Annotated in this window: 18 protein-coding genes; 6 read left to right on the plus strand and 12 right to left on the minus strand. The window is 59.6% G+C overall.

What is annotated here, in order from left to right; translation table 11 throughout:
• Positions 1 to 47: 47 nt before the first annotated feature.
• The 7 genes from AC13RE_RS21515 to AC13RE_RS21545 all read right to left on the minus strand — a co-directional run bounded on the left by AC13RE_RS21515 (position 48) and on the right by AC13RE_RS21545 (position 7,251).
• Positions 48 to 1,433 (minus strand): FGGY-family carbohydrate kinase, encoded by a 1,386-nt coding sequence (locus AC13RE_RS21515; protein WP_488564431.1) that lies wholly within the window; start codon positions 1,431 to 1,433, stop codon positions 48 to 50.
• Positions 1,430 to 1,756: an L-rhamnose mutarotase gene (gene rhaM, locus AC13RE_RS21520; RefSeq protein ID WP_132717883.1), complete on the minus strand. Its 327-nt coding sequence runs from the start codon at positions 1,754 to 1,756 to the stop codon at positions 1,430 to 1,432. Before rhaM ends, AC13RE_RS21515 begins: the two co-directional genes overlap by 4 nt.
• A complete protein-coding gene (locus AC13RE_RS21525) occupies positions 1,753 to 2,769 on the minus strand; it encodes an ABC transporter permease (RefSeq protein WP_488564432.1) in 1,017 nt (338 codons plus the stop codon). Before AC13RE_RS21525 ends, rhaM begins: the two co-directional genes overlap by 4 nt.
• Complete coding sequence (locus tag AC13RE_RS21530; RefSeq protein ID WP_132717885.1) at positions 2,766 to 3,770, minus strand: ABC transporter permease; 1,005 nt, start codon at positions 3,768 to 3,770, stop codon at positions 2,766 to 2,768. The genes AC13RE_RS21525 and AC13RE_RS21530 overlap by 4 nt, the downstream gene beginning before the upstream one ends.
• Positions 3,771 to 3,780: 10 nt before the next feature.
• The gene (locus AC13RE_RS21535) at positions 3,781 to 5,316 is read right to left on the minus strand and encodes a sugar ABC transporter ATP-binding protein (RefSeq protein WP_488564433.1); all 1,536 of its coding nucleotides are present in this window, start codon (positions 5,314 to 5,316) and stop codon (positions 3,781 to 3,783) included.
• A gap of 73 nt (positions 5,317 to 5,389) precedes the next feature.
• A complete protein-coding gene (gene rhaS, locus AC13RE_RS21540; RefSeq protein ID WP_488564434.1) occupies positions 5,390 to 6,385 on the minus strand; it encodes a rhamnose ABC transporter substrate-binding protein in 996 nt (331 codons plus the stop codon).
• A 53-nt stretch (positions 6,386 to 6,438) separates the two neighbouring features.
• Positions 6,439 to 7,251 (minus strand): DeoR/GlpR family DNA-binding transcription regulator, encoded by an 813-nt coding sequence (locus AC13RE_RS21545; protein ID WP_132717887.1) that lies wholly within the window; start codon positions 7,249 to 7,251, stop codon positions 6,439 to 6,441.
• A 207-nt stretch (positions 7,252 to 7,458) separates the two neighbouring features.
• On the opposite strand from AC13RE_RS21545, the gene AC13RE_RS21550 reads away from it, so the two are divergent.
• A complete protein-coding gene (locus tag AC13RE_RS21550; protein WP_488564435.1) occupies positions 7,459 to 9,555 on the plus strand; it encodes a bifunctional rhamnulose-1-phosphate aldolase/short-chain dehydrogenase in 2,097 nt (698 codons plus the stop codon).
• Positions 9,556 to 9,619: 64 nt separating this feature from the next.
• Positions 9,620 to 10,912, plus strand: coding sequence for an L-rhamnose catabolism isomerase (gene rhaI, locus AC13RE_RS21555; RefSeq protein WP_488564436.1), 1,293 nt, complete (start codon positions 9,620 to 9,622; stop codon positions 10,910 to 10,912).
• Between the two features lie 43 nt (positions 10,913 to 10,955).
• On the opposite strand, the gene AC13RE_RS21560 is transcribed toward rhaI, so the two are convergent.
• Entirely contained in the window at positions 10,956 to 11,666 is a 711-nt protein-coding gene (locus AC13RE_RS21560; protein ID WP_488564437.1) for a helix-turn-helix transcriptional regulator, read from the minus strand.
• Positions 11,667 to 11,768: 102 nt separating this feature from the next.
• Here AC13RE_RS21560 and AC13RE_RS21565 point away from each other — a divergent pair, with 102 nt between their 5' ends.
• Positions 11,769 to 12,167 carry a VOC family protein gene (locus AC13RE_RS21565; RefSeq protein ID WP_488564438.1) on the plus strand — a complete coding sequence of 133 codons (399 nt, stop codon included), beginning with the start codon at positions 11,769 to 11,771 and terminating at the stop codon, positions 12,165 to 12,167.
• Positions 12,168 to 12,505: 338 nt separating this feature from the next.
• Entirely contained in the window at positions 12,506 to 13,297 is a 792-nt protein-coding gene (locus AC13RE_RS21570; RefSeq protein ID WP_488564439.1) for an HpcH/HpaI aldolase family protein, read from the plus strand.
• Between the two features lie 51 nt (positions 13,298 to 13,348).
• On the opposite strand, the gene AC13RE_RS21575 is transcribed toward AC13RE_RS21570, so the two are convergent.
• On the minus strand, positions 13,349 to 13,498 hold the full coding sequence (locus AC13RE_RS21575; protein WP_015342612.1) for a hypothetical protein: 150 nt from the start codon (positions 13,496 to 13,498) through the stop codon (positions 13,349 to 13,351).
• A gap of 384 nt (positions 13,499 to 13,882) precedes the next feature.
• On the opposite strand from AC13RE_RS21575, the gene AC13RE_RS21580 reads away from it, so the two are divergent.
• Positions 13,883 to 14,074: a hypothetical protein gene (locus tag AC13RE_RS21580; protein WP_132717893.1), complete on the plus strand. Its 192-nt coding sequence runs from the start codon at positions 13,883 to 13,885 to the stop codon at positions 14,072 to 14,074.
• Between the two features lie 345 nt (positions 14,075 to 14,419).
• Complete coding sequence (locus AC13RE_RS21585) at positions 14,420 to 15,316, plus strand: fructose bisphosphate aldolase (protein WP_488564440.1); 897 nt, start codon at positions 14,420 to 14,422, stop codon at positions 15,314 to 15,316.
• A gap of 49 nt (positions 15,317 to 15,365) precedes the next feature.
• Here the strand turns inward: AC13RE_RS21585 and AC13RE_RS21590 are convergent, their stop codons facing one another.
• From AC13RE_RS21590 to AC13RE_RS21600, 3 genes are all read right to left on the minus strand, one after another.
• Positions 15,366 to 16,427, minus strand: coding sequence for a class I SAM-dependent methyltransferase (locus AC13RE_RS21590; protein ID WP_488564441.1), 1,062 nt, complete (start codon positions 16,425 to 16,427; stop codon positions 15,366 to 15,368).
• 177 nt (positions 16,428 to 16,604) lie between these two features.
• Positions 16,605 to 17,156 (minus strand): glutathione peroxidase, encoded by a 552-nt coding sequence (locus tag AC13RE_RS21595; protein WP_488564442.1) that lies wholly within the window; start codon positions 17,154 to 17,156, stop codon positions 16,605 to 16,607.
• 79 nt (positions 17,157 to 17,235) lie between these two features.
• Positions 17,236 to 19,086, minus strand: a complete 1,851-nt coding sequence (locus AC13RE_RS21600) for an ABC transporter ATP-binding protein (RefSeq protein ID WP_488564443.1) — start codon at positions 19,084 to 19,086, stop codon at positions 17,236 to 17,238.
• Between the last annotated feature and the right edge of the window lie 23 nt (positions 19,087 to 19,109).

The following is a 19,109-nucleotide window of genomic DNA, read 5'->3' on the forward strand; positions in this document are numbered from 1 at the left end:
GCGAACGAATGGCGTCGTCTGGTGATCCTTTGAAACGCGGAGCTGCTCTAGTCTTCTAAGGCGCGCTGCCAAGCTTGCCTATAGTTCCGCAATCCCCGCAAATCCGCGCGGATCGGCACATTTTCCGTGGCAGAAGGTGGACGAATTCCCGCCAGCAAGGCGGCACCCTGGCTGGTGCCTGTCGAGCCCGCGAGTGCGATGACATCGGTGCTCGTCAAGGCAGAGAGGGCGATAAGATAGGCGCGATTGAGCGCGAAGGGACCCTCAACGAAGATCGGCCCCTTGGCGCCGATCAGGTCGAGACAGGCTTCCGTCATCAGCGCGAGATAGAGGCTGACGGCGGCAAGGCGCTCGGCATTGCTCGCGGCATGATCCGCTATCCAGCGCCGCCTCCGGCCGGGAAAGGGACCCGATCCTTCAACGACGTTGGGCAGCAGCATGAGGCCCTTCTCGATTACCGCCTCGATAGCGGCTTCGACCGCATCGGCTGATGCCGTGCCGATTTCGGCAGCCAGAATCTCGAATTCGCGGCCACCCATGAAGCGGGCTGATGGCACGGTGCGGCCAAAGGCATCGACATTGGCAAGCGCATCGCGCCTGGGATCGAGATGCTCCAGATCTCCGCCAACGCCGAAACTGATGACCCAGGTTCCCGTCGAGACGACGGCAAAGGGGGGGTCGTTTTCCACCAGATGGGGCAGAAGCGAGGCGTTGGAATCATGGATGCCGCAATAAACCGGCACCGGTTTCGTGAGACCCACCGCCGCAGCGAGTGCCGGCAGGACCGGTCCGAGCGCGTCGAAAGCCGAACGGACCGGCGCCATCAGCCCGCGAATGCCAAGCGCGTCGACGAGAGACGAATAGCTTTGCGTCGTCGGGTTCCAGAGATCGGTATGGCAGCCAAGCGACGTCACTTCGTTGGCGGCAACGCCGGTTAGGCGAAACGCCCAATATTGCGGATAGGTCAGGATCGTCGCGACACGGGCGAAATCGGCCGGAAAGGTGCTTTTCAGATAGTGGATTTGGGCGCCGACATTGAGGCCAACCGACAATCCGGGCGAAAACGTCTCAGCAAACTTGGGGCGCAACTGGCTGTAGGCATTCTGCATGGCTTGCGGATAGCCGTGCTCATAGTCGAGAACCGGCATGGCGAGGCTGCCATCGTCCGCTAGCATGGCCACACATGCGCCATGCGTCGTGATCGAAATGGCATCGAATCCTGGCGTGCGGGCAAAACCTTTGAGAGCCGTAATGATGAAATCCCATAGGCCTTCAATATCGTAATGCGGATAAGGACCCGACTTCAGGACGCCGTTTGCGGTTCTGACGACAGCGATCTCGCTGCCTGTGCCAGCATCGAGCACCACCACCTTGGCGTTGGTCTTGCCGATGTCGATGACGGCGATGTGGCGGTAGGCTGTCTCGGTGTTCATGGCAGATGGAAGACCGTGACGAGATCGCTCTGAATGGGCGAATTATCGGGATTGGTCGCCATGATATCGGCCATGTGCGCCCACCATTTCTTCATGACGGGATGCTCGGGCAGGCTTGCCATCGAATGATCCTTCGGCCGCGTCAACACGCCGAAAAGCGTGTTCGTGTCGCGATCGAGATGGATAGAATAATCGCTGACGCCGGCCTGACGCAGCAGATCCACCAGCTCGGGCCAGATTTCATCATGCCGCTTCCGGTATTCTGCTTCCATGCCGGGATTGAGCGTCATCTTGAAGGCGTGGCGTTCGAGAGCAGCGGTCATTTGGAGCTCATGGTCCTGATGCGGCGGGCGACGATCGGCAGCGCGATGGTGATGATGAGGAGGAGGCCGATGAAAATCGACATGACGATGCCCGGCACGTTGAGCAGGCCGAGGCCGAAAGTGACCAAGCCCATGACGAAGGCGGCGATGACGACACCGCCGATCGTGCCGGAGCCGCCGAGGATCGACACGCCGCCGAGCACGACCATGGTGACCACTTCCAACTCCCAGCCAAGCGCGATCGACGGACGCGTCGAGCCAAGGCGCGAGGTGAGGCAGACGGCGGCGATGCCGCTCATGACGCCGGTCAGCAGGAACAGGATGAATTTGACCCGCTCCACCGGAATGCCGGAGAAGCGCGCGGCAAAATCATTGTTGCCGATCGTATAGACCTGACGGCCGAAATTCGTCGCATGCAGCAGGATCGCGAAGGCGATCGCAAGCACGATGAAGAGTACGAATTCGAACGAGAAGACCCAGACGACATAGCCCTGGCCAAAATAGGCGAAACTATCCGGATAGTTGCCATAGGCCTGGTCGCCGAGAACGATATAGGAAATGCCGCGAAACAGGCTCATCGTGCCGATGGTGACGACGATCGACGGCAGCTTCAGTACAGAAACCAAAAAGCCGTTGAAGATGCCGCAGACGAGACCGACGCCGATACCGATGGCAACGAGGCCGGGCGTATCGACGCCCAGTTGTGCGGCGGCGCCCATCGCGGTCGAAGCGAGCGCGATGATGGCTGCGACCGAGAGGTCGATTTCGCCAGCGATGACGAGCAGTGCCATGGCAAAGGCGATCATCGCCTTTTCGGTAAAGTTGAAGGTGGCGTCCGAAAGGTTGAAGGGATCCAGGAAATAGGGCGAGGCCAGCGAATTGAAGATGAAGATCGCGACCGCGACGCCAAAAAGCAGCGTTTCCCAGCTCGCCAAGATGCGCTTGAAGGGCGTGCCGAGGCGATCCGGAATGGCGCGCTTTTCCGCCGTTGCCGCTTGCGAACCGTTGCTCATGCATGTGCTCCCTGGCTGGCGGTGTCCTTTGCGGCCTGATCGCGCAGGATGATGCGGCCGCGGTTGCGTTCGCGCCGGGCGTTGAAGACGACGGCAAGGATGATGACGGTGCCTGAGATCGCCATCTGCGTGAATGGCGAGATGCCGATGACTGGAAGTGCGTTCTTGATGACGCCGAGGAAGAGGGCGCCGAGCACTGCGCCAGCGACCGAACCGACGCCGCCGGCAATCGAAATGCCACCGATGACGCAGGCCGCGACGCTATCGAGCTCGAACCCATTGGCGATATCGACATAGGCCACCGCATAGCGCGAGACCCAGAGATAGCCGCTGAGACCGGCGAGCGCACCCGACAGAACAAAGGCGAGGAAGCGCGTCCAGCCGACATCAATACCGGCATAGACGGCTGCAACCGGATTGCCACCGCTCGCATAAGCCGAACGGCCGAACTGGGTATAACGCAGCACCAGATACATCATCAGCACGATGGCGATGCCGATCCAGGCGAGCACCGGCAGGCCGAGAAGCGGCGTGCGCGGCACGTTCAAAAAGATCGGCGTGAATTGATGGGCATTGACCCAGGCGCCGCCAGACAGCACGAAGGCCATGCCGCGATAGATCGTCAGGGTGCCGAGCGTGACAACGATCGGCGGGATTTCGAGCGCCCAGACGAGATAACCGTTGATGGCACCGAGAACCGCGCCCATCAGGATTGCCGTAATAACGAGGGCGATCAGCGGAATATCGGGATAGGCCGCGTTCAGCATCGCAACCGCCATGCCTGTCAGCGCCAGATTGGCGGCAACGGACAGATCGATCGATTTGGTCAGAATGACCGTCATCTGGGCAAGAGCCAGAATGATGAGGATCGAGGTGTCGTTGAAGATATTGGCGAGATTGGCGGGCTCGGCAAAGCCGGCCGCACGCGTTGCGAAGCCGGCGATCATCACTGCGATGATGATGGCGAGCAGTGTTTCGCGCTTTTTGAGGATGCGTGGCATCCGGCTCTCCCTATGCATTTCCCGTGGCGGCGCGCACCAAAGTTTCCGGCGTCAGCCCCTCGCGCTCGAACAGGCCTGCGGACAGGCCCTCTTTCATGACCAGCACACGATCCGACATGCCGAGAATCTCGGGCAGTTCGGAGGAGATCATGATGATGCTGAGGCCCTCGGCCGCCAGCTCGCTGATGAAGCCATGGACGGCGGCCTTCGAGCCGATATCGATCCCCTTGGTGGGTTCGTCGAGAATGATGATCTTCGGTTGTGTCGCCAGCCACTTGCCGATGACCACCTTCTGCTGGTTTCCGCCGGAGAGCGTTCCCACAGGCACGGATAGGGCGGCGGCGCGCAGCTCGAGCCTTTCGGCATATTTACGGGCGAGAGCGAACTCATTGGCCGCCTTCAGGAACCCTTTGCGGGAGATGCGTCCGAGCGACGGGAGCGACATGTTCTGATAGATCGGCATCGGCAGCGCCAGGCCGTGGCGGCCGCGTTCTTCCGGCACATAGACGATGCCGGCGGCAATGGCGTCTTGCGGCGAGCGGACCTGGATTTCGCGGCCATCGAGCGTCAGGCGTCCGGAAAGCGGCTTGGTAATGCCGAAGAGCGATTGGCAAAGCTCGGATCGTCCGGCGCCGATCAGCCCATAGATGCCGAGAATTTCGCCGCGCCGTAGCTTGAAGGAAATGTCGCGGAATTCCGTGCGGTGACAGTATTTGTCAACCTCGAGGACAGTGTTGCCGATGGTGACGGGTACTTTCGGAAAGGCGTCCTTGACGTCGCGCCCGACCATCATGCGCACGATCTCGTCCTGCGGCGTCGACTTCAGTTCGCCATGACCGACGGCGCGACCGTCGCGGAAGACGACGAAATTGTCGGCGATTTCATAGAGTTCATCGAACTTGTGGCTGATGAACAGGATCGCCTTGCCCTTTGCCTTCAATCCCTCAACGATGCGAAAGAGATCATCGATCTCCTTGCGCGAAAGGGCGGCAGTCGGCTCGTCCATGATGACGATGCGAGCCTCGATCGACAAAGCGCGGGCAATCGCCACAAGATGGCGCTGCGCGATGGAGAGATCTTTCAATCGGGTCGTGGGATCGATGGCGCTTTCCAGCGATTGGAGAAGTTCTTTCGATCGGCTGTTCATCCTCTTCCAATCGATGGTGCGCCAGGATGTGCGCGGCGCATGACCGAGAAAGATGTTTTCGGCAACAGTCAGCTCGTCGAAGAGCACCGTTTCCTGATGAATGGCCGTGACGCCGGCATCGATGGCCGCCTGCGCACTGGCGAAAGCCGTTGGTTTGCCGTCGACAAGGATCTCGCCTTCGTTCGGGCGATAGATACCTGTTAGGATTTTAACGAGCGTCGATTTACCGGCGCCGTTCTCACCGATCAGCGCAGTGACCTTGCCGGGGTAAAGCGAAATGCTGACGCCATCCAGCGCTTTCACGCCGGGGAAGATCTGGGAAATGCCGCGCATTTCCAGAATGGCCTGATTGTTCGCGGTTGATATGTCCGCGATGGAGCGTTGAAGGACTGTGGTCATCAGCAATGTACCGGATCAGTGAAACCAGGTCCGGCGGCTGATGCCGCCGGAGTGCTGCGAGTTCGATTTTCGATCAGAAAACCTTGGAGAACTGATCGATGTTCGAGGCGTTGTAGACGAACGGATCGGCCATGGCGGCTTCGCCGTTTTCGCCAACCTTGATCTTGCCCATGCGGCCGGCATTGATCTCGCTGCCCGGCTTGCCGTCGGTCTCGCCCTTGACGAGGCGATAGGCGATCTGCGTTGCGGAATAGCCGAGATCGATCGGATTCCAGATCGCGAATTCCTTCGTCGCGCCGGACTTGATGGCGCCGGCCATTTCGGATGGCAGGCCGAGACCGGTCACATAGACCTTACCGATCTTGCCGGCGTCCTTGACGGCCTGCGAAGCGGCAAGCACGCCGACGGTCGTCGGGGCGACGATGACCTTGACTTCCGGATGCGAGGTCAGGAGGCCCTGGGCTTCACGATAGCTCTTGTCCGAGAGGTCGTCGCCATAGACTGTTGTCACCAGATTGAGGCCCGGGAAGTCCTTGAGCTGCTTCTTCATCTCGCCGATCCAGATATTCTGGTTGGTCGAGGTAGTCGTTGCCGACAGGATGGCGAAGTCGCCCTTGCCGCCGTCGAGATGATCCTGGGCGAGCGTCAGGCACATCTTGCCGATCAGCTCGTTGGACGAGGGGTTCAGCTGCAGGATGCGGCCGGCCTTTGCGACGCCGGAATCCCAGGAGATGACCTTGATGCCGCGCTGCGTCGCCTTCTTAAGCGCAGGGACGACTGCATCCGGATCGTTTGCGGAAATCGCGATGGCGTCGACACCCTGTGCGATCAGCGAGTTGATCACTTCGATCTGGCCTTCGGCCGTGGTCGAAGTCGGGCCGGTGTAGATTACCTGCACGCCGCCGAGATCCTTGGCTGCTTCCTGGGCGCCCTTGTTGGCGGCCTCGAAGAAGCCGTTGCCCAGCGACTTCACTACGAGACCGATCTTGACGTCCTTTGCACTTGCCGCGCCGGCCATCAGTGTCGCGGCGAGCGCGACGCCGATTGCCAGTTTCTTTGCTATATTCATGTCACTTCCTCCCAAAGTTAATAGGCATGCTCACCCCATTTCGGCCGCGCGTCTCACGCGACCGACGGGGAATCCTCCTCCTCGGCCTGGGCCGAAACATTTGCAATAATGAGCGAAATACCCGCATCCTCGATCATGCGCACGGTTTCGGAGGTCACGCCGTCATCGGTAATGATGGTTGAGACCTGTTCGAGCGGACAAAGGATCAGGCTGGAGCGCTGGCGGAACTTGCTCGAATCCACCATAACGACAAGCTCGTCGGCCTGGCGCATCAGCTTCTGCTCGCTCTGGATGACCAGCGCGTCGGCTTCCATGATGCCGAGCGGGCCTACGCCCTGTGCACCAACGAACATGCGCCGCGCATAGAAATTTCGGATCGTGTCGTTGTCGAAGGGCGAGAGGATCAGGCTCTGCTCGCGATAGATCGCGCCGCCCGGCACCGTCACGGTGTTCTTCGAATGTTTGACCAGATGTTCGGCGATGGCGAAGGAGTTGGTCATCACTTGCAGCCGGAAGGCAGAGATATAGTGCACCAGCTGGAATGTGGTCGTGCCGCCATTGATGATGATGGCATCGCCGGGATTGCAGAGTTCGGCGGCCTTGCGCGCAATTGCGCGTTTCCTATCGATATTGACGGCCTCGGATACACGGAAGGGTCGCGCTGCCAGATTGCCGAGCTGTGGGGGATGGATCGATTCTGCGCCGCCGCGCACGCGCCTGATCTTTCCCTGGACGTGCAGGGCAGCGATGTCACGGCGTATCGTCGCTTCCGAAGCCTCGGTCAGCTCGGAAATATCCTGAATCGTCACGACAGACTTTTCCTGTACCGCGCTCAGAATAATGCGATGGCGTTCGCGTTCGTGCATTGGCTCCTCCTTGTCGGCGGTTATTTCGCAAATATGACATTGTGTCAATCATAATCGATCAGAAACTTTCATATTGCATCGCAACATTATCGAATTTGATCGTTTTCGATTGACAAGGTGACTATACGTGAGCGATACCCTCCTCACAAAGGGTGGCGCTATCATGATCCGGTCCGCCCGAAAGACTTGATTTCAAGGGAGGATGACATGGCGGCTGGCGTTCAGCTTCTGAAGAACCGTTGGGATGATACGTATGCGGCAGGCTTGGATGAGCCGGGCAAGCTGCTTTATCGGTCGAATCTGCTCGGGGCCGACAAGCGTATCACCAACTACGGCGGCGGCAACACGTCGGCCAAAGTCATGGAAACCGATCCGCTCTCCGGCGAAAAGGTCAAGGTGCTCTGGGTCAAGGGCTCTGGTGGCGATGTCGGCACCATCAAGCTCGATGGCTTCGCGACGCTTTATCAGGACAAGCTCGATAGTTTGAAGAATATCTATCAGGGCGTTGCCGACGAGGACCGCATGGTCGGCTTCCTGCCGCATTGCACCTTTAATCTGAATGCCCGCGCCGCTTCGATCGATACGCCGCTCCATGGTTTCGTGCCCTTCACCCATGTCGATCACATGCATCCCGATGCCATCATCGCCATCGCCGCCTCGAAGAACTCGCGCGAGCTGACACGCGAGATCTTCGGCGACGATATCGGCTGGCTCCCCTGGCGTCGGCCTGGTTTCCAGCTCGGCCTCGATCTCGAAGCCTTCGTCAAGGCGCATCCGAATGCCAAGGGCGTCGTGCTCGAAAGCCATGGCCTGTTCACCTGGGCCAATGATGCCAAGGAATGCTATGAGCTGACGCTTGCCATCATTAACAAGGCAATCGAATGGTTCGCCGCCAAGACCGAAGGCAAGGCCATTTTTGGCGGTGCCGTCACCCAGAGCCTGCCGCAGGCACAGCGTCGTGCCATCGCTGCCCGGCTGATGCCTGAGATCCGCGGCCGCATCGGCAAAGCCGAGCGCAAGCTCGGCGATTTCGACGATCAGGATGCCGTGCTCGAATTCGTCAATTCGAAGAGCCTTCGCCCGCTCGGCGCGCTCGGCACCAGCTGCCCGGATCACTTCCTGCGCACCAAGATCCGCCCGTTGATCGTCGATTTCGATCCGGCTAAGCCCGATGTCGATGCCGTGATCGCCGGTCTTGATAAAGCGCTGGAAGATTACCGCGCCGATTACGCGCGCTATTATAACGATTGCAAGCACGACAATTCGCCTGCGATGCGCGATCCGAACCCGGTGATCTTCCTCGTACCCGGCGTCGGCATGCTATCCTTTGCCCGCGACAAGGCGACCGCCCGTATTGCCGGCGAGTTCTATGTCAACGCCATCAACGTCATGCGCGGCGCCTCCACCGTCTGCGAATATCAGGGCCTACCGGAGCAGGAAGCCTTCGATATCGAATACTGGCTGCTGGAGGAGGCGAAGCTTCAGCGTATGCCGAAGCCGAAGAGCCTTGCCGGTCGCGTTGCTTTCGTCACCGGCGGCGCCGGTGGCATTGGTCGTGCGACGGCGGCACGCTTGGTGGGCGAGGGTGCTTGCGTGGTTCTGGCTGACATCGACCAGGCGGCACTTGAGGGCACCCAGGCGGATTTCGCCAAGCGATATGGTGCGGATGCGGTCCGCAGCGTCAAGCTTGACGTGACGAAGGAAGATGCCGTCATTGCCGCCTTTGCCGAGGCCTGTGTCGAATTCGGCGGCGTCGACATTCTGGTATCGAATGCAGGGATCGCATCGTCAGCACCGATCGAAAGCACCGAGCTTTCGATGTGGAACCGCAATATCGATATTCTCGCGACCGGCTATTTCCTCGTCTCGCGCGAAGCCTTCCGGCTGTTCCGCCGCCAGAATCTCGGCGGCAATGTCGTCTTCGTCGCGTCGAAGAACGGTCTGGCCTCATCGCCGAATGCCGCCGCCTATTGCACGGCCAAAGCCGCCGAAATCCATCTAGCCCGCTGCCTGGCTCTTGAGGGTGCTGAAGCCGGCATCCGCGTGAATACGGTCAATCCCGATGCCGTCCTGCGCGGCTCGAAGATCTGGAACGGTGAATGGCGCGAGCAGCGCGCCGCCTCCTCGAAGATCGAGGTGGACGAGCTGGAGGAACATTACCGCAAGCGCTCGATGCTGAAGCTCAATGTGTTCCCGGAGGACATTGCTGAAGCGATCTATTTCCTGGCGTCGGATCTTTCCGCCAAATCAACAGGCAATATCATCAACGTCGACGCCGGCAACGCGCAGAGCTTCACGCGCTGATATCAAACGGCCCGCGCCGCGGCTACCTTTGCCGGCACGGGCCTTCATCGTTTGGGAGGAAAGAATGGCCGAACACAGGATTGCGCCCGATCTGGTTGCTGCAGAAAACGACAAGCGCGCCGCCGCGCTGAAATCCGATTATGAGGCGCTCGGAGCCACGCTTGGCCGGCGCGGCATCGATATCGAAGCCGTCACTAAAAAGGTTTCAGAATTCTTCGTTGCGGTTCCGTCCTGGGGCGTTGGCACTGGCGGCACGCGCTTTGCCCGCTTCCCCGGCACCGGCGAACCGCGCGGCATCTTCGACAAGCTCGATGATTGCGCCGTCATCCAGCAGCTGACGCGGGCAACTCCAAGGGTTTCGCTGCATATCCCCTGGGATAAGGCCGACCCGCGCGAACTGAAGGCGAAAGGCGATGCACTCGGCCTCGGCTTCGACGCCATGAACTCCAACACCTTCTCCGATGCACCCAGCCAGGCGCATTCCTACAAATTCGGTTCGCTGAGCCATGTCGATGCGGCAACCCGCGCGCAGGCCGTCGAGCACAACATCGAGTGCATCGAAATCGGCAAGGCCATTGGCTCGAAGGCGCTGACCGTATGGATCGGCGACGGCTCGAACTTCCCCGGTCAGACCAATTTCACCAAGGCATTCGAGCGCTATCTCGCTGCCATGGCCGAGATCTATAAAGCGCTTCCGGATGACTGGCGGCTGTTTTCCGAGCACAAGATGTACGAGCCGGCCTTCTATTCGACCGTCGTTCAGGATTGGGGCACCAACTATCTGATCGCGCAGACACTCGGCCCCAAGGCGCAGTGCCTTGTCGATCTCGGCCATCACGCACCGAATACCAATATCGAGATGATCGTCGCGCGCCTTATCCAGTTCGGCAAGCTCGGCGGTTTCCACTTCAATGATTCCAAGTATGGCGACGACGATCTCGATGCCGGCGCCATTGAGCCCTACCGCCTCTTCCTCGTCTTCAACGAGTTGGTTGATGCCGAACGGCGCGGAGTCAACGACTTCAATCCGGCGCATATGATCGACCAGTCGCATAACGTCACCGACCCGATCGAAAGCCTGATTTCCAGCGCCAACGAAATCCGCCGTGCGTACGCCCAGGCGCTGATCGTCGATCGCAATACACTCGGCGACTATCAGGATGCGAACGACGCGCTGATGGCATCGGAAACGCTGAAGCGCGCCTATCGCGCCGATGTCGAGCCGATCCTCGCCGAAGCTCGCCGCCGTGCGGGCGGCGCGATCGATCCGGTCGCGACCTACAGGGCGAGCGGCTATCGCCGCAAGGTGGCCGCCGAGCGTCCGGTTTCCGTTGCCGGTGGCGGCGGGATCATCTGAGATTATCGGGTGCAGGCGACCGATGACCTCAGCGCCCCGATAATCACCCTTTCCGTTGAGTTTGCTGGAGTTCCGCCTCTCGCCAGGCGGACCAGCGGCGGCGAAGCTCGCCTGGGCGTAAGCCATAACCGTCATTCAGCATGTCGGCCTCGATAATCCGTTCCGTGCGGAAATGCCGGAAGCCCTGGCGCAGCTCGCACCATGCCACCAGAATGCGGCTCGTATCGGAATAGCCGAGGATGACGGGCCAAACGATCCTTGTGCTTTCCGCACCCGCATCGGACCGATAGCACAGCCGAAGTTTTCGTCCTTCGCGGATTGCCGCCCGCAACATCGGCAGGTCGATGTTTTCCTCTTGGCCTCGCTGAAGAAGCGGTTTGGCGCCGACGCTCGGCTCAAGGATGAAGGGACGCAGATGCTCGGGCACGATCGCGGTGATCTTGGCAACCACGTCGCGTGCGGCATTGGCAAGGGCCTTGTCGGCACGACCTGCAACCCATTGCGCCCCGAGGACGACGGCCTCGATCTCCTCGGGCGTCAGCATCAGCGGCGGCATTTCGTAACCGGGCGACAAAAGATATCCGAAGCCTGCCTCACCTTCGATCGGAACCCGCTGGCTCATCAGATCGGCAACGTCGCGATAGACCGTGCGCTTGGAGACTTCGAGTTCATCCGCCAGCGCGGCAGCCGTTACCGGACGGCTCGACCGGCGCAATATCTGTATAATCTGAAACAAACGGTCGGCGCGACGCATTCCTGCTGACTCCTGCTGCCAGTATGGTGGCAACAGCCTTATGCAACAAGAGCCTTCGAGCCGCCAACAACAGAGTTGGCGGGCATTTTGGAGGAGTATGCGATGAAACTGGCATCCACACGTCTGATCGTTGCCGACATCAAGAAGATGGTTGGGTTTTATGAGATGGTCACCGGTCAGGCTGCGGAGTGGCTGGCGCCCGTCTTTGCCGAGATCGTCACCCCCGCGGCAACACTCGCGATCGGAAGTGCCGAGACTGTCGCCCTGTTTCGCGAGGGCAGTGCTGAGCCCGGTGCCAACCGCTCGCTTGTTATCGAATTCCAGGTCGACGATGTCGATGCCGAATTCGCAAGGTTGAAGGACAAGGTGGAGGTCGTGCACGAACCGAAGCTGATGCCGTGGGGAAACCGGGCAGGGCAAATTCGCGATCCCGAGGGAACGCTCATCAGCCTTTACACGCCTGTCACGGATTTTGCGAAGCAGCGCTTTGCCGGGCGTTGAGCGGTAAGGAGCCGCCGAAATCCTATGATCGGGCGATGCCTTCTGCCTGGCGGTATCGCTCGTCTTAAATCATGCCTTGGTCGCCTTGTGGACTCGGCTAACCGATCCAGATAGCAGCAAATTTGTCATGGTCGTCTGGCAGATTTGAAATCATCTTCCTGCACGGCGGCCGACCACGGTCGGAGCCGTGGTTTGTCGATTTGTGTCCGTCGCCTACGCACTTTCGAGTGGCTCGGCAATGGGAATTGAGTATTGTCGCTTGCAACGGCTCGCCGTGATTTGGCGGTCGATGCTGGCAAAAAAGACAGAGCCCTGCTGTTGATAGGTGAGGAAAAACGATGACGACTGACATGAACGGATTTGCCGGACGCCTGAAACGCCGCGAGAATGGCGGCATGGTCTCCGGCTGGGTCGGCATACCCGATCCGATGCTCGTCAATCATCTGGCGCAGGAAGACTTCGATACCATCGTACTCGATATGCAGCACGGCATGTGGAACATGGAGTCCGCCGCCAACGGCATCGCCCATGTGCGCTTGGCGGGCAAGCCGGCGATTGCGCGTATTCCCGTCGGCGATTTCGCCTCCGCCTCGCGGCTTCTCGATGCCGGTGCCTCTGCCATCATCGCACCGATGATCAACTCCGCCGATGATGCGCGCGCCTTGGTGCAGGCGACAAAGTATCCGCCGCTCGGCGAGCGCAGCTGGGGGCCGTCGCTGGCCCTCAATCATTTCGGCCTGCCGGCTGAAGATTATCTGCAGAGCGCCAACAGCCTGACCGTCACGATTGCAATGGTCGAAACTCGCATGGCGCTCGACGCCATCGACGAGATCCTGGCCGTTGACGGCATCGACGGCATCTTTGTGGGCCCATCCGATCTTTCGATCGCGCTTTCGAATGGTGCGCGCCTTGCGCCTGATAGCGCCGCGATCGATCAGGCGCTTGCGACCGCACTCGCGCGGTGCCGCGCCCATGGCAAGGTGATTTGTGCCTTTGGCGGCGATGGTGCCCGTGCCGGAGAATATCTGAAGCTCGGCCTGGATCTGGTCATCGCCGGCACGGAAACGGCTCAACTGCGCAACGGTGCCCGCACAGCCATTCAGATTGCGCGAAAAGGTGCTGATTCATAATCGGCTGGGATAAAAGCTGCCCGCGGTATCCCACGGGCAGCGATGGTTGCGTTAATTCACCAGCTTTACATAGCAGGGCCGGTAGGTCTCCGTACCGCAGCCGCCACCGACGGCTTGCGCCGGCGTAATTGTGTTTTGGATGGCGATTGCCGCGAGCGCGACGGCGATGATTGTCAAAACAGTTTTGGTATATTTGTCCATGAGTTTCCCCTAATAATGGAATGGCTGACGGTATGCACCTTAAGATTGCCTTTCTGAATGCCGGCTGAATATCTATGCTTAAGGTTGTGTCCAGATGTCATGCGACCACATCAGATCGACAGCCCAAACACGCACCCCTCGTCGACTTTGATCGCAGCCTGCGCTTGATCGTTACCCGCCTGCGGGCATTCTCGCGTCGACATGGCGCAGCGGAATGATTTGTCGAAGGTGCAGGGATTGGCGGTAGGACGCGGCTTGTGTCGCGAAGTAGGTCAGCGCGTCACTAGCGAGCTCGGTTATCGCCCCAATCTCGGCGGCATCAATCTTCGCACCAGCAAGACCTACGCCATTGGCATCGTGTTACCCTTCTGACGTCAGCGTGAGATGAATATCGTCGTCGCCTCGCTGATCGAGGGCGCCTCGCGCTACATGAAGGCGCGAGGAGAGTTGAGCGGAATCGCTAATGCCATGCAGTTTGCCCTTTCCCCTTTTTGCGCCGGAAAACGGGCTGCAAAACCCCAACCAAAAGCCAACCAGCTCAAAACCGGCTCAATCACACGGATGGTGAAAAGCTGAAGTTAAAATATTGCTCGACCGGTTCCCGGCGCGCGATGTTCCAGTAATAGCCGCCTTAATCGGTTTATTCGGCGAGTTGGCGCGGAAAGAGCCGTTTTGGTGAGCTGTCACACCCAAAACTCAGCAGTTCACGGTCATTGATTTCTCGAAAATGCTGTGCATTTCGACTGGATAACCATCGGAATTCCGTTAGGTTTCTCAGATATTGGTCGCTTGCATGGCCGGATCACGGGCGAAAGCGTTCGCCGGGGTCGATATTTGCAACCGGCCGGAGATGCCAAAAGGCTTGTCCGGTCCAGAAAGTCCGTATGCGCCGCACGGCGTTACGCAATAAGGGAGAATAGTATGGCTGACGAAAAGATGATGTCACAGATGTCCGGCAAGGGTGGCTTCATCGCTGCCCTCGATCAAAGCGGAGGCTCGACCCCGGGCGCTCTGCGTCTCTATGGGATCGCCGATTCCGACTATAATGGCGATGAGGAAATGTTCCGCCTGATGCATGAAATGCGCGTGCGCATCATGACGGCTCCCTCATTTTCCGGAGATAAGGTGATTGGCGCCATTCTTTTCGAGAAGACCATGGATGGGGAGGCGCAAGGCAAGCCGGTTCCCACTTATCTCTGGGCCGATCGCGGTGTCGTCCCATTCCTCAAGGTCGACAAGGGTCTGGCTGCCGAGGAGAACGGCGCACAGGTGATGAAGCCGATGCCGGATCTCGACGCTCTGCTCGCCCGTGCGGTGAAGAAGGGAATCTTCGGCACCAAGATGCGTTCGGTCATTGCCAACGCCGACAAGACAGGCATCGCCGCAGTGGTCAAGCAGCAGTTCGAGATTGGACACCAGATCCTCGGCCATGGTCTCGTGCCGATCATTGAACCGGAAGTCTCCATCAAGAGCCCGACCAAGCAGGAGGCCGAGGCTATTCTGCGGGACGAGATCGCGCAGAAGCTCGACGCAGTGCCGGCCGGCCAGAAGGTCATGCTCAAGCTGACGATCCCGACTGTTCCGGATTTCTACAAGCCTCTCGTCGATCACAAAGCCGTGGCGCGCGTGGTGGCGCTTTCCGGCGGCTACAGCCGTGCGGATGCCTGCGAAAAGCTCAGTCACAATCATGGAATGATCGCCAGCTTCTCCCGAGCTTTGACCGAGGATCTGCGCGTGACGATGAGCGATGCTGAATTCGACGCCAGCCTCGCGAAAACCATCGACGAAATCTATCAGGCGAGCGTCGTGAAGGCCTAATCACACGAAGACGCCGGGCTTGATGCGGCCCGGCGTCTTCCTCTGTCGGTCATGGCCTGACTTCGAAGACCATGTTGAACGGCGTTTCGGTCGCCTTGCGGAAATGCGAATAGCCCGCATCCATGGCAACCTTGCGCAGCTTCAATTCGCCGGCTTGCGCTCCTAAACCCAGTCCGACTTCCTGCGACAGGGAGGCCGGTGTGCAGATCATCGTCGATGCGCCATAGAAGACACGGCCGACCGGATTGAGGTTATCCTTCAGGCAGTCATGCGCAAAGGGTTCGACGATCATCCAGGTGCCGTCGTCGGCAAGGCTTTCCTTGACGTGTTTACCGGCACCGACCGGATCGCCCATGTCATGCAGGCAATCGAACATGGCGACAAGATCATAACCGGCAGCCGGGAAATCCTTGGCGCTTGCCTGCTCGAACGTGATGCGTCCATCGACGCCCGCCTGTTTCGCGGCAGCTCGTGCCCGCTCGATCGATGGCAGGTGATAGTCGAAGCCGAAGAAGGTCGAGTTCGGATAGGCCTGCGCCATCAGGATGGTCGAAGCACCGTGGCCGCAGCCGACATCGGCAACCGCAGCGCCGGCTTGAAGCTTTTCATGCATGCCGTTCAGCGCTGGTATCCATTCCGCAATGAGATGGCTGTTGTAGCCTGGCCGGAAAAAGCGCTCCGTGCCGCGGAACAGGCAGGCGCTGTGCTCATGCCAGCCAAAACCGTTGCCGGTCTTGAAAGCATTGGCGATCTTCGGCTCGTCGAGCCACATGGATTGGACGACATCGAAGGCGCCAGTGAAGAAGGCGGGGCTGTTTTCCTCGGCAAATACCATGGCCTGTTCCGGCGTCAGGTAGAAGCGCTCGGTCTCATCGTCATAGCTGACATAGTCGGCGGCAGCTTGAGCCGACAGCCACTCGCGCACGTAGCGCTCTTTCACGCCGACTTTGTCTGCCAATTCTGCTGACGTCATCGGCGTTCCATCCGCCATGGCCCTGAAGAGGCCCAGATGGTCTCCAAGCGTGACCAGCACACCGGAGACCGCCGCACCGAGATCGCCGACCAGGCGTCCGACCAGGGCATCAAGTTTCTGCATATCAGGTTCACGCATGACATCTTCCTCCCAGATTGATGTGGCGTTTCTTCGAATACATTCGAAGACCTGAAAATACTCCTGAGCGTAGTCGTAAGCAACGACATAGCAGGTCGAAGTAATACTCGCCCTGCTTGCAAAAATATACCTTATTATTCTGAATTAATTCGGCTTTTATCCGATTTGCCGCGGACTTCAGCCAGCGCGAGCCAGTTCTTTTTCCAGAACGGAGAGCAGGCGCGGATCGTCCGCAGTTACATCAGGCGCAAAGCGGGCAACAACGTCGCCGTCGCGACCGATCAGGAACTTTTCGAAATTCCAGACGATGCCCCCGTTCTGCCCGGTCTCTAGGCCATGTTTGGCGAGCCGTTCGCGCATCGGTCCGTCTCCGACCGTCTTGACGCCGGAGGCGATCAGGCTGTCATAAAGCGGATGGCGGTTTTCACCTGTCACGGCGATCTTGGAAAACATGGGAAACTGCACATCGTAGGTCAGCGTGCAGAACTCCAGAATCTCTTTATCGCTACCCGGCTCCTGGCCCTTGAAATCGTTGGCCGGAAAGCCGGCGATGACAAGACCTTCGTCCCGCTTTTCCTCATAGAGCTTTTCCAGCCCTTCATACTGCACCGTCAGGCCGCATTTGGACGCGACATTGACGACCATGATGACCTTGCCGCGATAGTCGGCAAGCGTCGTATCGCTGCCGTCGATCTTCTTTACCGGAATATCGAGCACGTTATCGGTCATATCATTCACTCCAGATGAGATGGAAAACAGGATGCCGATATTTGCCCGGAATTTGGTGGCGTCAAGGTCAGAATGCGCCTCAGGCGGCCTCTTCCATTCGAACCAGATGGCCCTGCGAGACTTCGCGGTAGTGTCGCGCGGGTGGCTGATATCCGACCGGGCGCACCGGGCTCTTCAACTCGTCGACGGCGAGGTTGCGCCGGATGCCGCGTCGGGACGGATCTGGCACCGGGACTGCCGCCATCAGCTTCCTCGTGTAGGGATGCTGCGGATTTTCAAACACGGATGCACGAGGGCCGATTTCGACGATCTCGCCGAGATACATGACTGCGACCCGGTGGCTGACGCGCTCGACCACGGCCATGTCGTGCGAGATGAAGAGATAGGAGAGATTGAGGCTCTGCTGCAGATCCATCAGCAGATTGCAGACCTGCGCCTTGATCGACACGTCCAGCGCCGAGACGCTTTCGTCCGCGACGATCACTTTCGGATCGAGGGCGAGTGCGCGGGCGATGCAGATGCGCTGGCGCTGGCCGCCTGAGAATTCGTGCGGATAGCGGCTCATCATGTCGGCTTTCAGCCCGACACGTTCCAGAAGATCGGCGGCCTTTTCGCGGGCTTCGGCGCGCGTGCCCAGGCGATGCTCGATGAAGGGTTCGGCAACGGCAGCGCCGATCGTCATGCGCGGATTGAGACTTGCGAACGGGTCCTGGAAGATCATCTGGATACTGCGTCGCATCCGGCGCAGATCGAGCGCGCCCAGCTTCATCACATCATAGCCGTCGAGCCGAACTTCGCCGGATTTCGGCGTGATGAGGCGCATGATAGAGCGCCCCGTCGTCGACTTGCCGCAGCCGGATTCTCCGACCAGCGACAGGGTTTCCCCCTGAGCGAGATCAAAGGAGACATTTTCGACGGCGTGGATAGCGCCAGTGGGACGGGCAAGCAGGCCACCGCGAAGATCGAAGCGGGTGACGAGGTTCTTCACCTCGAGCACCGGCGTCTTGCGGTGATCGACGGTATCCGTGAGCGCCTTTGGCTCGCTACGCTCGCCAGTGCTTGCGTCAACGACCGGGAAGCGCAGCGGTTGCGGCTGGTTCTTCATCGAACCGAGCCGCGGCACGGCTGACAGCAGGGCTCGGGTATAGGGATGCTGGCCGCGATGGAAGATATCGTCGGTCTTGCCCGTTTCCACCGCCTCGCCGCGATACATGACGATGGTGCGGTCGGATATCTCGGCGACGACGCCCATATCGTGGGTGATGAAGAGGACGGACATGCCTTCCTCTTCCTGCAGTACTTTGATGAGATCGAGAATCTGGCCTTGGATCGTTACGTCGAGCGCGGTCGTCGGCTCGTCGGCGATCAGCAGTTTCGGCCGGCTGGCAAGTGCCATGGCGATCATCACGCGCTGGCGCATGCCGCCGGAAAACTGGTGCGGATATTCGTCGAAGCGCGAGGACGCGTTGGGGATGCGCACCTTTTCCAGGAGGCGGATCGTTTCCGCCTTCGCGTCAGTCTTGGAAATATTGCCGTGGCAGGTCAGCGCCTCGGAAATCTGCCGGCCGATGGTGAAGATCGGATTGAGAGACGTCATCGGCTCCTGGAAGATCATCGCGACATCCTTGCCGCGCACCTTGCGCATCTCCGCCTCCGGCAATGTCAGGAGATCGCGGCCGTTGAGCCTGACTTCACCCTCGATGCGGCTGCTGGCCCTGGCGAGCAGCCGCATGATCGAGAGCGAGGTCACGCTCTTGCCGGAACCGCTTTCGCCGACGATTGCAACCGTTTCACCCGGCATGACATCGAAGGAAATGTCCTTCACGACCTTGCGCCACTCGCTATCGACGAGAAATGACGTGGTCAGATTGGAGACGGAAAGAACAGGCTGGGTGCCTGGGTTGGTCGTTCGAGCTGCAATGGTCGGCATGGAGTTCCCTTTTATGATTTTAC

This window comes from Martinezella sp. CNPSo 3959 (genome assembly GCF_057784355.1).